The sequence below is a fragment of the Rhodococcus sp. Chr-9 genome, from assembly GCF_000801125.1.
Lineage (GTDB): Bacteria > Actinomycetota > Actinomycetes > Mycobacteriales > Mycobacteriaceae > Rhodococcus > Rhodococcus pyridinivorans.
Map to the genome: position 1 here is coordinate 161,103 of NZ_JTIZ01000089.1, position 13,016 is coordinate 174,118.

Genomic DNA, 13,016 nt, shown 5'->3' on the forward strand with positions numbered 1-13,016 from the left:
TTCTCCTGTCGGTTCGGTGGAGCAGCGCGACGTCACAGGACGTGCGCGCGACGCAGAAGCAGAGTGGACGGACCGCCGATCAGTCCCACCTCGTCGAGGAACTCGACCGTGCGGCGAGTGCCCTGACGGAGCTTGTCGTGGTAGTGCCTGTTCTCCTGCGCGGCCTTCTTCGCTTCGGCGACGTCGAGTCCGGCCGCGGCGTAGACCTGGTCGTTCACGAGGCTGGTGACGACGAAGTACGCGCTCACCCCGAGATGGATCCGGATCCATGCCCGCTCGAGACGTCCGAGCCGGGCCGAGCGCCTGCGTGTCTCCTCGCGGGCGTACCGGATGTGCCGCGACTCCTCCACGACGTGGACGTGACTCACCGTCCGGGTGATGGGCTGCACCCGCTCGTCGCGCATGAAATCGCGCTGCATCATGTCGAGGATCTCCTCGGCGAACAGGGTGCCGCCGTAGGCGAGGGCGCCGCGCGCGACGGCCTTGAACAGCCGGCCGGTCTCGCGGATCCAACGCTTGGGCCGGTAGGAGGGGATGCCGTATCGCTGCGCCGACCGCGCGAACATGATCGAGTGCCGGCATTCGTCGGCGATCTCGGTGAGCCCGAACTGCACGTAGGGGGTTGCCGGATCGTGCCGGTAGAGATCGCGGACGAGCATCTGCATGAGGATCATCTCGAACCAGATCCCGGTGCCGGCGATGCTCGCGGCCTCGTGCTCGGTGAGGGTGATGCGCTGGTCCTCCGACATGCGTTCCCACAGGTCGGTGCCGTAGAGACTGCACCACTCCGGGGTCATGCCGTACTTGCCGTCCACGAGCGGCGCGTCCCAGTCGATCTCGAGCTCGGGATCGTAGGAGAGCCGCGCCGACGAATCGAGCAGGCGTTGCGCGGTCTCCTGCCGGTGATCCGTGGAGTGTTCACCCGGCAGGCTGTCGTGCTTTCGCAGGAGCGTCATCGCCGATCACCTCGTCTCGGAAAATTATCCGTTACCCGAAGTGTCATTATCTGGATCACACTTGTCAAGCGAAAGGGAGGCCCGACCCCCTACCACCGAGGGCGCTGGACCTCCTCGACCCGCGGACGGACGTCCACGAGGTACACGCACACGGCGACGACCGCGATGATCCCGAGCAGACCCACCGCGCCGAAGACGACGAGGACGAGCAACGCGGCCACGAGGATGCCGAGCCAGACGGGCTTGGTCAGCTTGTCGACGGCCGGAAACGCCTCGGCGGGCTGACGCACGACGTGGAACAGCGCGAATCCCGCCCCGGCGATGGCGATGATCTGCAGCGCGAGGATGATCAGACCGGCAAGTGAATCGACATTGGTCACCACACCAGTCTACGAGAATCGGCCCTCGTGCGAGTTCGCACGAGGGCCGATCGATCACTGCAGGTCAGGAACCGCTGGTCTTGCGCGGAGCCGCCTTCTTGGCAGGGGTCTTCTTCGCCGGGGTCTTGGCGGCGGTCTTGGCCGGAGCCTTGGCGGCGGGCGTCTTGGCAACCGTCTTGGCCGGGGCCTTCGCCGGAGCCTTGGCGGGAGTCTTCTTGGCCGGAGCCTTGGCCGGGGTGACCTCGACCGGCTCGACCGGGGTGGCCACCGACTCGACCTTCTCCGCAGCCTTGTCGGCCGCTTCGCGGACCTCGCCGCGGGCCGACTCGACCCGTCCGGCGGTCTCGGAGCCCGTCTCTTCGGCACGCTCACCGAGCTCGACGACGCGCTCGGCGGCCTTGTCGCCGGCGTCGGACACGGCCTCGCTCACCTCGTCGCTCGTCTCGGAGATGCGGCCGGCCGCGCGACCCGCGAGCTTAGCGGCCTGCTCGCCGACCTCGCGGGTCCGGCGGGCCACCGTCCCGAGGGCTTCCTCGGTGAGGTCGGCGGCGTCGCCGAGCACGGCTTCGGCGCGACCGAGGCCGTCCTCGAGGGCCGGCTGGGAGCGCAGACGCTCGATGGTCTCCTCACCGCGCTCGGCAAGTGCGGTGTAGAGGTCGGAGGCGACCTTCAGGTACGCCTCGGCGACCTTGCGCAGCTCCTCGGTGCTGAAGCGCTCGCGCAGCTCCGCGATCTCCTCGGGCAGCTCGGCCGGGAGTTCGGCGAGACGCTCGCGGAGGGACTCGACGGTCTCGGTGAGATCGGCGGGCAGGGTCGCGAAGCGGTCGCGGGCGGTCTCGACCCGCTCGGCCACCTCGGTGCGGTTGGTCTCCGCACGTCGGCGCGCCTGGGCCACGAGGTCGGCGACGGCCTGGACGACGGCGTCGCCGGCACCGACCGCGGCGTAGAGGGAGGTACGGATGTTGGTGGGATCGGTCATGGAGTTTTCTCCTCGTCGAAGTCTGTCGGATGGTCGGGCCGGGCCTCGCCGGTGTTCTGCTGGTTCTCTCGGCAGAACGAGTCGTAGATGTCGAGCAGGACCTGCTTCTGCCGCTCGGTGAGAACGGTGTCGACGAGCACCGCGTCGCGCACGGCGCTCTCCGCTCGATGCTCGAGGATCCCCGCTCGCACGTAGAGAACCTCGGCCGAGAGCCGCAACCCCTTGGCGATCTGGGCGAGCACTTCCGCGGACGGCTTGCGCAGGCCCCGTTCGATCTGGCTCAGGTACGGGTTGCTGACACCGGCCAGTTGCGACAACTGGCGGAGCGACACCTGTGCAGCCTCGCGCTGCGACCGAATGAAGGCACCGATGTCCTGGGCGGCGTTGTTGACCACCCGAACGGCGATATCCCCCGGTCCGGCGCTGTCGTCCGGCGTGTCCGAGCCCTCGATCGGATCTGGTTCCGTGGACACACCGACCAGTCTACGGACAAGTGCTAGCTACAGCAAGCACCTTGCTAGCACGTGACCGTCGTCACGCGAACAGCAACTCCGAGACCGTGTAGATCGTCAACCCGGCGAGTGAGCCGACCACCGTGCCGTTGATGCGAATGAACTGCAGGTCGCGACCCACGGCGAGTTCGATCTTGCGGCTGGCCTCCTCGGCGTCCCAGCGCTCGACCGTCTCGCGGATGACGGAGGTGATCTCGTCGGCGTAGTTGGACGCGACGAAACGCACCGCGTCGAGCAACCAGCCGTCGATCTTGGTGCGCAGCTCGGCGTCCTCACGCACCCGGATGCCGAACGCCATGACGTTCTCCGCGATCTTCGTGCGCAGGGTGCTGTTCGGGTCGTCCACCGAGTCGAGGATCATCCGCTTGGCCGTCCGCCAGGTCGCCGCGGCGAGCCCGGTGATCTCGTCGCGGCCCATGATCTCGGCCTTGACCTTCTCCGCCTTGGCGATGGTCACGGGATCGCTTTGCAGGTCGCGGGCGTAGTCGGCGAGGAACTTGTTGACCGCGAGCCGCACCTCGTGGTCGGGATTCGACCGCACCTTCCACGTGAACTCCACGAGTTCGCGGTGGATCTTCTCGCCGAGCAGCAGGTCGACGAACTTCGGCGACCACGACGGCGAGTCGCGGCTGATCACGCGGTCGATGGTCTCCTGGCTCCCGAGCGCCCACTGGTGCGCGCGTTCGGCGAGCATGTCGACGAGCGGCAGGTGGCGGTTCTCGGCGAGGAGTTCGGTGAGGACACGCCCGATGGGCGGTCCCCATTCCGGTTCGGCGATCCGCTTGACGATGGTGTGGTCGATGATCTGCTGGATGTCGTCCTCGCGCAGGATTCCGACCACGCCGCGCAGGACCGTCGACGTCTCCTTGGCCACACGCTGGGCGTTCTCGGGTTCGGCGAGCCAGGTACCGACCCGCAGCGGGATCTGCGCCGACTCGACCTTGGCCGACACCACCTCGGGTGCGAGGAAGTTGTTTCCGACGAACGAGCTCAGGTTGGCGCCGAGCTGGTCCTTCTTCCGCTTGATGATCGCCGTGTGCGGGATGGGTATCCGTAGTGGGTGCCGGAACAGGGCGGTCACGGCGAACCAGTCGGCGAGCGCGCCGACCATGCCGGCCTCGGAAGCCGCGCGCACGTAACCCACCCATGCGCCGGCGCCGCGGGTTTCCTGCCAGCGGCAGAAGAGATAGATGATCGCGGCGGCGACGAGGAAGCCGGTCGCGACCGCCTTCATACGGCGGAGTTCTCGGCGTTTGATCTCGTCGTCGGTCGTCAGGAGCTGCACCCGATCGATTGTGCCGAAAGTCGGCACTCGGCGGACGGATCGCCCTCGAGTTCTGAAGGACGGGGGGCCGGATCGTAGACTGAGCCGACGATCGAAACCGAACGGATGTGCCACACAGTGTCCAGCAGACCGCAGACGACTTCGACCACGACCTCGAGCGAGGCCGCCCCGCCCGTGAAGCAGGACGGCCGCAAACGGCGCTGGCACGAGCACAAGATCGCCCGCCGGGAAGAGCTCGTGGACGGCACCATCAACGCGATCCGCTCCCGCGGCCACGAGATCGGCATGGACGAGATCGCCGCCGAGATCGGCGTGTCGAAGACGGTGCTCTACCGCTACTTCACCGACAAGAGCGACCTGACGACCGCGACGATGCTGCGGTACGTCGAGACGGTCCTCGCTCCCCGGATCTACGCGGCGGTCGCGGAGGATCTCGACGAGTACGAGCTCACCCGGGAGGCGATCACCGCCTACGTCGAGACCGTCGCCGACGATCCCGAGGTCTATCTGTACGTGATGAGCAACAGCGCGTCGGCGGGGCGCGACGTGGTGGCCGATTCGGAGCGGATGATCGCCGAGCTCGTCGCTACCGTCCTCGGGGAACGGCTGCGGCTGCTCGAGATGGATTCGGGTGGTGCCGTGCCGTGGGCGTACGGAATCGTCGGCGGCATCCAGCTCGCGACGCACTGGTGGATCTCGAACAAGTCGATGACCGCCGAGGACCTGATCGATTATCTGACGATGATGATCTGGGGCGGCATGAAGGGCATCGCCGGAGTCGCCGGATCTCCGGTGCGCTTCAAGTCGCAACCGCATCCACTCCTGCCGGAGTCGTCGACCACTCCCTGATCGACACCCTTACTGTTACTCGAAGTTGCATGTATAGTGCGGACATGAGCGACCACGCCGACGACCTGCACGACGAGGACGATCCCGGCTACCGCGGTCCCGCCGAGGTCACCGTGGGCAACCGCACGGTCGCCGTCGACGTCGAGATCTCCGGACGGTTCGACCCCCTGCTCGGCCGGCACGTGTGGCGCGGCCGGCTCCGCAGGCTCGCCGAGACCCTCGGAGCAGACGCCTCGCCCGCCCCCGGCACCACCGTGACGATTACGGTGCCCGACGCCCCCGAGACCGCGACCGCCCGCATCTCGGAGGTCGACCTGTGGGGCAGCCACATGGTCGACGGCATCTCGCGACCGCCCTACCCTCTGCCAACCGAGACCGACGGTGTCGATCCCGCCTGATCACGACTGCGTGTGGCACACCCCCGATGACCACTGCGTGTGGCACACGCCCGATGACCACTGCGTGTGGCACACGCCCGATGACGCCTGCGTGTGACACGCTGGCGGGATGACGAAGGACGACGTCTTCCGGCCCGCATCGATCGTCGAAGCCCTCCGGGCGACGCCCGAGACCCGCGTCGCCGACATCGACACGAACGGCACCCCGGGATTCGACGGCGACAAGGCGCTCGGCGAACGTCTGTTCGCCGAACGTGGTGCCATCCTCTCCGATCTGCAGGAGATGCTGTTCGCCGAGGGGCGGACCGGCGGCACCCGCTCGGTGCTGCTGATCCTGCAGGGCATGGACACCGCCGGGAAGGGCGGCATGGTGCGTCACGTCGTCGGCCAAATCGACCCGCAGGGCGTCGACCATAAAGCCTTCGGGGTGCCGACGGAGGAGGAGAAACGGCACCACTTCCTGTGGCGGATCGCGAAGGCCCTCCCCCGCAACGGTCAGCTCGGCGTCTTCGACCGGTCGCACTACGAGGATGTGCTGGTCGCGCGGGTGAGATCACTGGTGCCGGAGAATGTCTGGCGCGGACGCTACGACGAGATCAACCGGTTCGAGAGCGAAGTCGTCCGGGAGGGCACGACCATCGTGAAGGTCGCGATGTTCGTCTCGTTGGACGAGCAGAAGAAGCGCCTCGCCGAGCGCCTCGAGCGCCGCGACAAGCACTGGAAGTACGACCCGAGCGATGTCTCGGAGCGCGCCCTGTGGCCGCAGTACCAGCAGGCCTATCAGGACGTGCTGGATCGGACCAGCACCGACGAGGCGCCCTGGTACGTCGTACCGTGCGACCGCAAGTGGTACAGCCGCCTCGCGGTGACGGAACTGCTCATCGACGCGTTCGAACGTCTCGACCTCGATTGGCCGGAGCCGACTTTCGACATCGAAACGGAGAAGCGCCGACTCGCAGAGTCGTGATGTCACAGACTCGCAGAGTCGTGATGTCGTGTGAGTGATGCGAGTCGGCTTTCACCGACTCGCGTCAGGTATCACCCTCAGAACAGATGCGGGGTGTCGTAGTGCCGTCTGTGGTCTCGGCGCACGGTTCCGGCCATCATGCCGAATGCCGCGCCGAGTGCGACGACAGCGCCGAGCGCCGCGACGAGCGCCCAGCCCGAGAATCCGTACCCCGCGGCGACGATCGTCAGGGCGATCATCAGGATCGAGGCGAGTGCGAGCGCATAGGCGCTCCAGGCTACGAACAGATTGAGTTTCACGACCGGCCTCCTCGGACGAGGTGTGTCCCTCTCGATGCCGACGGTACCTGCACGTGACTCGCATCACAACCGACCGGTGGATTCCTTCAGCACCTCGTAGCGGAGGACGGCGAACTCGCCGCTCTGCCCGAGCTCGGTGAGGCGCATCTCCACGTGTAGCGGGAGCAACGGACGGCCGGAACCGATGGTCACCGGCGCGAAGGAGACGACGAGCTCGTCGAGCAGACCGCGCTCGGCGAACTGTCCGGCGAGATCACCGCCGCCCACCATCCACAGGTCGCGGCCGTTCGCGGCCTCGGCCATCTCGTCGTAGACCTGACGGACGTCCTTCTGCGTGAAGCGGATGTCGCCGGGTTCGTCGCCTGCCCGGGCGACGGGCAGGTCGTCGCGATGCGTGAACACCCAGCAGGGCAGGTCGTACTCCCACTTGTCCTCGCCTGCATGGTCGAGCACCCAGCGGTAGGTGGACGATCCCATGACGATGGCGCCGATACCGGCGATGAACTTCTCGTAGTCGAACGGCCCGCCGTCACCGGACTCCCGGGTGAGCAACCAGTCGAGCGAATGGTCCTCGGTGGCGAGGAAGCCGTCCAGCGTGCTTGCGGTGTAGTAGATCATCCGGGTCATGAGCTGCTCCTGTTCCAGTCGAGTGGATCTCCGTGATCGACGTCGAGCCCGACCGCCCGCATCATGTGCCGCGCGAGTTGACGGCGGTGTGCGGCGAAGGTGAGGACGTGGGCGACCACTCCCCCGAGGACGAAGCTCTCGGGAGGGTCGCACAGGGCGTCGATGAGCACGTCGCCCCAGGCGCCGCGGCGATGGATGTCGCGGATCGTCTCCACCCAGCGCGGAGCAACTTCCTCGAAACGCACTGTCAGAGAGTCGATCCCGTTGTCAGAATCCTCGGGGTGGTCAGCGCCGGCCATCGCGGCCAACCACATCTCCTTGGCACGTACCAGGTTGCCGAGCACACGTGAGACGGATTCCTCCGGACCGTCCCATTCGAGGACCACCAGTCCGGGGAACCTGATCCGGTCGCGCTCGTCGTCGTCGAGCTCGGTGGCGCGCGCGAGGAGATAGCGGGTGTCCGCGAGGTCGTGCTGCACCATCTGCGCGAGGACCTCGGCGGCCGGGTAGTCGGGCGCGGTGGACCGCCCTCCGTCCTCCTCGACCCAGAGATTGGTGGGCGGATGGAAATGTACGCCGTTGGGGGCGGGCAACCAGTGATCGACGGGCGCGGGCGCCCAGTGGTCGACGGGTGCGGGCGCCCCGGGGTCGACGGGCGCGGGCGCCCCGGGGTCGACGGGCGCAGGCGCCCCGGGATCCCTACGGCCGGTGCCGAGCACCCGGGCGGCCTCGCTGGGCGGATATCCGTAGGCACGGACGAAGGCCCGGGCGAACCCTTCGACGCTGTCGTAGCCGGCGGCGAACGCCGCATCGGTGACCGAACTGCCGTGACGCAGTTGCCAGGCGGCACGCTCGAGCATCACCCGGCGCCGCAACGCCACCGGCGACTCGCCGGTGCCCACCGCGAAGGTGCGGCTGAAGTGCCACTGCGACGCGTAGGCGTGCTGCGCCATCCGTTCGAGGGTTGCGTTGTTCTCGTCGAGAACGGCGTCGAGCAGTTCCCGCAGTCGGTCACGGCCGAAGGTCATGCGTTCAGTGTCGCGCGCAGACCCCGGCCGCCGCCCGACCGTTCTTGCTCTCTACCGGCTCACCCGGTCAGCCCGGCATGGTCTCGCCGCGGAGCGGGGCGAGTACCTCACCGCTGTAGTACGACGACATCGTCTCCGATGCGAAGAAGACGTAGGACGGGGCGATCTCGTCGGGCTGCGCGGCGCGGCCGAAAGGGGCCTGTTGCCCGAACTCGGAGACCTTCTCCGCGTCCATCGTCGCCGGGATCAACGGTGTCCACACCGGTCCGGGCGCCACGCAGTTCACGCGGATCTGCCTGTCCTGCAGTGCCTGCGCGAGCGAGTAGGTCAGGGCGATCACCGCGCCCTTGGTCGCCGAGTAGTCGATGAGCGTCTTGTTGCCGCGCAGACCGTTGACCGACGCGGTGTTGATGACGGAACCGCCCGGCGTCAGATGCGGCAGGGCCGCCTTCGTCACGTGGAAGAAGCTGTCGATGTTCACGGCGAAGGTGTGGCGCCACTGCTCCTCGCTCAACTCGGCGAAATCGTCGACGGGCTGCTGGGTGCCGGCATTGTTGACGAGGATGTCGAGGCCACCGAGTTGCTCGACCGTCTCGGCCACCACCGCCCGGCAGTGCTGCGCGTCGCCGAGGTCGCCCGCGATCACGTGGCATGTGCGGCCCTCGCGTCGCACCAGGTCGGCGGTGTGTTCGGCGTCGCGGTGTTCCTCGAGGTACGCGATCGCGACGTCGGCACCCTCCTTCGCGAAGGCGACGGCGACCGCCCGTCCGATGCCGGAGTCGCCGCCCGTGACGAGGGCCTTGCGGCCGGACAGCAACCCGCGGCCGACGTAACCGCGCATCTCGTCGGCGGGGCGCTCGGCCATCTCGTCGGTCTCACCGGGATAGTCGATGGTGTGTGGTTCTCGTTCGCGGTCCTCGCTCATGGCCGCCGGATACCCACAGGCTGCACCGATATTCACGCCCGTTTCCCCGGTCCGCACCGACCGACGGGTCGTTTCTGCACCGACCGACGGGTCATTTCTGCACCGACCGACGGGTCGTTTCTGCACTGCTCCGAGAGGGTAACCCCGGCGTATGGCTCATGAGACCCGGATGTGCGACGTGCACGACGCTCCGCTTCCCACGCCCCGCGGACCCATCTCCGCCGAGATCGTCGAGCGACTCGGTGGCCCGGTGGACGATGCCGTGTGGGACGTCGCGACCGACGGCGCGGATGCCTACGGCGAGGACGTCCAACTCGCCCTGGCCGTTCTCTACGAGCTCCACTACCGCGGGTTCGCGGGCGTCGATCCGGCCTGGGAATGGGCACCGGGCCCGCTCGGGGTCCGGGCGCGTCTCGAGCGCATCTTCCTCGATCGGCTGCGCGCCGACGTCCCGGCTTCCGACGATCCGCAGGGTGTCCTCGAGGACCTGTGCCGCGAGCCGGACGACTCGTGGGGTGTCTCCCACGAGCTCGCCGCGAACGGCACGTGGGAGATGATGCGCGAGTTCTTCGTGCATCGCTCGATCTACCACCTCAAGGAAGCGGACCCACACGCCCTCGCGATCCCGCGACTGTCCGGTCGCGCCAAAGCCGCGCTGGTCGCCGTCGAGTTCGACGAGTACGGCGGAGGTCGGGCCGAGCGCATGCACTCGCGGTTGTTCGCCGACCTGCTGCTCGCCGCCGGCCTGAAGGACGACTATCTGGGCTATCTCGACGTCGTTCCCGCCGTCACCCTTGCAACGGTGAACTTCATGTCGTTGTGCGGTCTGCACCGCGCATATACGCCGATGCTGGTCGGGATGTTCGCCGCGGCCGAGATCACCACCGCCCCCAGCGCCCGCCGCATGGTCGAGGCTCTCGAGCGTCTGGGCGCCGACGACGCGTGCGTCCTCTTCTACTCCGAGCACATCGAGGCCGACGCCGTCCACGAACTCGTCCTGCGGCATGACGTGGTGGGTTACATGATCGAACAGGATCCGTCTCGGGCGCAGGACATCTCGTTCGGTGCGCAGGCCATCGAGTTCCTCGAGGGCCGGCTCGGAAGCCATCTGCTGGGCAGCTGGACCGCCGGTCACAGCTCGCTCCTCACGTCGGCGGAGGCACCGGCCTGACACTCGGGTACGAGTCAGCGAGTGGAGCCCCGGGACAGTGCGTCCCGGGGCTCCACTCGTCGGTGCCGGGGTCCCGGCTCAGTCGATCAGGCCGGGTTCGTGTGTGGGGGTGCCACCGGACCCGCGGAGGCGGCGTCGACGGAGGTTGAGCGCGGACATCACCACGCCGACGACGATGAGCACGGCGGCAGCGATGGCTCCGACGATCGCCCATCCCTCGAATCCGTCGCCCGCCGCGTAGAGTACGAGAGCGACGACAGCGATCCCCGCGAGGATGCAGGCGTATCCGACCCAGCCCGAAGCTCGGGACGCAGCGGTGGGAGCGTGAGTTCGATTCGATGGTTTCGTCATGGTGGTGGATACCGCATCCGGCCCTCCACGAAACCAGCCCTCCACGAACCCGCCCTCCACGGCCAGCAGGGGACGACGGAGGGCGGCGGATGGTTCTGCGCAGGAGAGCGTTACGGCCGAGAGTATTACGGCGGTATCCGCCGGCCGATGGGCCCACGTTCGACGAGCGCGGCGAGTCGTTCGCGCGCGCTGCGCGGAGAGAGGACGGGGCTGTCGGTGCCCGTCGCGCTGCGCATGCCGCGCACCGTCTCGGACCACACCTCGGGACCGTCGTACTTCGGCGACCATCCGAGTTCCTCGCGGGCCCTTCTGCAGTCGAGCATCGGGCAGGTGTAGGCGAGGTCGATCCATCCGCCCTGCACCGGTTGCAACCGTAGGCGCCAGGTCGCTTCGGCGAGCGCCGACAGACCCCATCGCGGCACCGGAATCGTCGGGCAGTCGAACGGAGCGGCGAAGTCCCGCGCTCCCACCGGGGTCGGTGCACCCAGGTTGAACGGACCGGGCACCCGTCGCTCGAGCGCTGCGACCAGCGCGTCCGCCACATCGTCGGAGTGCACGGCGGGAATCGTGAGCTTGTGATCGATCGGGATCAACGGCAGATGGTTCGTGATGCCGGCGGGCACGAACTCGGGCAGCACGTAGCGTTCGAGGCCCGAGCCGGAGACGAGCTGCCCGATGAATCCCGGGCGGAAACGGGTGAGGACGGGCGCGTTCGTGCCGGACTCGAAGTCGTCGAGGAATGTCTCCGCCGCAACCTTGTCGACGCTGTAGACACAGGTGGGCACGCCTTCGCGGGCCCACGACTCGTCGATCTCCCGACGGTAGGCGCCCTCGGAGTACACGGCGGCGGAGGACATGTGGATCACGTGCGCGACACCGGCGTCGGCGGCGGCCGTCATGACGGCGCGGGTGCCGTCCACCGCCACCCGCCGGAGATAGTCGCGACGGTGCGAGGGCTGGAATCCCCAGGCCAGGTGCACAACGGCGTCGGCCTCCGCGAAGATCGGAGTCAGGACCCGGGCGGCGTCGGGAGCCCCGAGGTCCACGGCGCACCACTTCGCCGCCGCATACGGATCGCGCGCCGGGGGAATCCGGCGCGCGATCGCGACGATATCGAGTTGTGCGGGGTGAGCGGCCAGCCTGCGCAGGAGCGCCGTGCCGACATTTCCGCTCGCTCCGGTGACGACGATGCGTCGTGGCAGACCGGTTCGGGGTGTGGGAGCCATCGGCATCGTCGGTATCGTCCGGGTGTCCCGGTCAGCGGGCCGATTCCGCTGCGTCCTTCTCCGTCTGCGCATCGGCGTTCGGGAGAATACCGGCAGCGTTCTCGAGGTGGGCGCGGACGAACCACTGGAACTTCTCCAGCTGGCCGGTCTGGCCGATCAGGACGTCCTCGGTGATCGGGTCGAGCTTGCCGACCTCGTCGATCGCCTTGCGGTTGTCGGTGATGATGCCGTCGTAGACGAGGTCCAGCGCAGCGAGGTGCGCCTGCGCGGTGTCGCGGCCGACCGAGTAGTCGTCCCACGTGCGGTTCTTCTCGATGGCGCCCGGCGTGCCCTTGGGCGACGCACCGAGCGCGGCGATCCGCTCGGCGACCTCGTCCGCGTATCCGCGCACGAGCTCGACCTGCGGGTCGATCATCTCGTGGACGCCGATGAAGTTCGGACCGACGACGTTCCAGTGGATGTGCTTCAGCGTGAGGTGCAGGTCGTTGTAGGCACTCAGGCGCTCCTGGAGAATCTTCGCGGTGCGCGAGCCGTCGGCATCGCTCAGACCGGGAACCGTATAGCTCGAGTTCGACATATTCTTCCTCCGGAATGCTCTCGGGTGTGTCGGAAGGCGAATACCCGAGGCACGGTGGAATCCAAACATCCGGGCGCACCGGACGTCCCGTGACCTGCGTCGAATGAATTTGTCCGGATCAGGCGAGTCACAAACGTTTGGAAACGGACCAACCCGGTTATTCGATCGCGGGGCACCGAGGCTTCCAGGTTTCGGTCATGACATCTGAGGTGGCGACAATGATCATTCTGGGTCTGATTCTGTTGGTGGTGGGGTTCTTCACCGGTATCTCGATCCTCACCACACTCGGAGTGATACTTCTGGTGATCGGCGTGATCCTTGCGATCTTGGGCGCGACGGGGCGGGCGATCGGCGGACGCGCGCACTGGTACTGACCCCCTGTCGATCGTCCGTGCCGGAAGGAGACGTTCGGCACGAGGCAGAACTGCGAATCCCGGGTGCTCACGGCACCCGGGATTCGTCGTTTCCGGACCCTTACGACCCCGC

The 13,016-nt window shown here is 67.7% G+C and carries 17 protein-coding genes; 5 read left to right on the forward strand and 12 right to left on the reverse strand.

Annotated features, from left to right (window positions below):
- Window positions 1-32 precede the first annotated feature (32 nt).
- The 5 genes from QR64_RS12760 to QR64_RS12780 all read right to left on the reverse strand — a co-directional run bounded on the left by QR64_RS12760 (window position 33) and on the right by QR64_RS12780 (window position 4,061).
- Complete coding sequence (locus QR64_RS12760) at window positions 33-956, reverse strand: AurF N-oxygenase family protein (RefSeq protein WP_006552381.1); 924 nt, start codon at window positions 954-956, stop codon at window positions 33-35.
- A gap of 89 nt (window positions 957-1,045) precedes the next feature.
- Entirely contained in the window at window positions 1,046-1,336 is a 291-nt protein-coding gene (locus QR64_RS12765; protein ID WP_024101750.1) for a DUF2516 family protein, read from the reverse strand.
- 64 nt (window positions 1,337-1,400) lie between these two features.
- The gene (locus tag QR64_RS12770; protein ID WP_024101751.1) at window positions 1,401-2,315 is read right to left on the reverse strand and encodes a hypothetical protein; all 915 of its coding nucleotides are present in this window, start codon (window positions 2,313-2,315) and stop codon (window positions 1,401-1,403) included.
- Complete coding sequence (locus QR64_RS12775; protein WP_006552384.1) at window positions 2,312-2,788, reverse strand: helix-turn-helix domain-containing protein; 477 nt, start codon at window positions 2,786-2,788, stop codon at window positions 2,312-2,314. Before QR64_RS12775 ends, QR64_RS12770 begins: the two co-directional genes overlap by 4 nt.
- A 61-nt stretch (window positions 2,789-2,849) precedes the next feature.
- On the reverse strand, window positions 2,850-4,061 hold the full coding sequence (locus tag QR64_RS12780) for a DUF445 domain-containing protein (RefSeq protein WP_259443923.1): 1,212 nt from the start codon (window positions 4,059-4,061) through the stop codon (window positions 2,850-2,852).
- 156 nt (window positions 4,062-4,217) lie between these two features.
- Here QR64_RS12780 and QR64_RS12785 point away from each other — a divergent pair, with 156 nt between their 5' ends.
- From QR64_RS12785 to QR64_RS12795, 3 genes are all read left to right on the forward strand, one after another.
- A complete protein-coding gene (locus tag QR64_RS12785) occupies window positions 4,218-4,961 on the forward strand; it encodes a TetR/AcrR family transcriptional regulator (RefSeq protein ID WP_039585416.1) in 744 nt (247 codons plus the stop codon).
- A 44-nt stretch (window positions 4,962-5,005) separates the two neighbouring features.
- Window positions 5,006-5,359, forward strand: a complete 354-nt coding sequence (locus QR64_RS12790) for a DUF4873 domain-containing protein (protein ID WP_019291167.1) — start codon at window positions 5,006-5,008, stop codon at window positions 5,357-5,359.
- Window positions 5,360-5,468: 109 nt separating this feature from the next.
- Complete coding sequence (locus QR64_RS12795; protein WP_019291166.1) at window positions 5,469-6,326, forward strand: polyphosphate kinase 2 family protein; 858 nt, start codon at window positions 5,469-5,471, stop codon at window positions 6,324-6,326.
- Window positions 6,327-6,403: 77 nt separating this feature from the next.
- On the opposite strand, the gene QR64_RS12800 is transcribed toward QR64_RS12795, so the two are convergent.
- The 4 genes from QR64_RS12800 to QR64_RS12815 form a co-directional block, all read right to left on the reverse strand.
- A complete protein-coding gene (locus QR64_RS12800; RefSeq protein WP_006552390.1) occupies window positions 6,404-6,625 on the reverse strand; it encodes a hypothetical protein in 222 nt (73 codons plus the stop codon).
- Between the two features lie 63 nt (window positions 6,626-6,688).
- The gene (locus tag QR64_RS12805; protein ID WP_024101753.1) at window positions 6,689-7,252 is read right to left on the reverse strand and encodes a dihydrofolate reductase family protein; all 564 of its coding nucleotides are present in this window, start codon (window positions 7,250-7,252) and stop codon (window positions 6,689-6,691) included.
- Window positions 7,249-8,280 (reverse strand): helix-turn-helix transcriptional regulator, encoded by a 1,032-nt coding sequence (locus tag QR64_RS12810; protein WP_039585420.1) that lies wholly within the window; start codon window positions 8,278-8,280, stop codon window positions 7,249-7,251. The genes QR64_RS12805 and QR64_RS12810 overlap by 4 nt, the downstream gene beginning before the upstream one ends.
- 67 nt (window positions 8,281-8,347) lie before the next feature.
- On the reverse strand, window positions 8,348-9,205 hold the full coding sequence (locus QR64_RS12815) for an SDR family oxidoreductase (protein WP_039585422.1): 858 nt from the start codon (window positions 9,203-9,205) through the stop codon (window positions 8,348-8,350).
- A gap of 151 nt (window positions 9,206-9,356) precedes the next feature.
- On the opposite strand from QR64_RS12815, the gene QR64_RS12820 reads away from it, so the two are divergent.
- Window positions 9,357-10,376, forward strand: coding sequence for an iron-containing redox enzyme family protein (locus tag QR64_RS12820; RefSeq protein WP_084222328.1), 1,020 nt, complete (start codon window positions 9,357-9,359; stop codon window positions 10,374-10,376).
- Between the two features lie 78 nt (window positions 10,377-10,454).
- On the opposite strand, the gene QR64_RS12825 is transcribed toward QR64_RS12820, so the two are convergent.
- The 3 genes from QR64_RS12825 to QR64_RS12835 all read right to left on the reverse strand — a co-directional run bounded on the left by QR64_RS12825 (window position 10,455) and on the right by QR64_RS12835 (window position 12,530).
- On the reverse strand, window positions 10,455-10,727 hold the full coding sequence (locus QR64_RS12825) for a hypothetical protein (RefSeq protein WP_039585424.1): 273 nt from the start codon (window positions 10,725-10,727) through the stop codon (window positions 10,455-10,457).
- A gap of 125 nt (window positions 10,728-10,852) precedes the next feature.
- Window positions 10,853-11,959 carry an NAD-dependent epimerase/dehydratase family protein gene (locus QR64_RS12830; RefSeq protein WP_039585428.1) on the reverse strand — a complete coding sequence of 369 codons (1,107 nt, stop codon included), beginning with the start codon at window positions 11,957-11,959 and terminating at the stop codon, window positions 10,853-10,855.
- 25 nt (window positions 11,960-11,984) lie between these two features.
- Window positions 11,985-12,530 carry a Dps family protein gene (locus tag QR64_RS12835; RefSeq protein WP_006552397.1) on the reverse strand — a complete coding sequence of 182 codons (546 nt, stop codon included), beginning with the start codon at window positions 12,528-12,530 and terminating at the stop codon, window positions 11,985-11,987.
- 218 nt (window positions 12,531-12,748) lie between these two features.
- Between QR64_RS12835 and QR64_RS27035 the strand changes: the two genes are divergently transcribed.
- Entirely contained in the window at window positions 12,749-12,904 is a 156-nt protein-coding gene (locus QR64_RS27035; protein ID WP_006552398.1) for a DUF6131 family protein, read from the forward strand.
- Window positions 12,905-13,016: the final 112 nt, after the last annotated feature.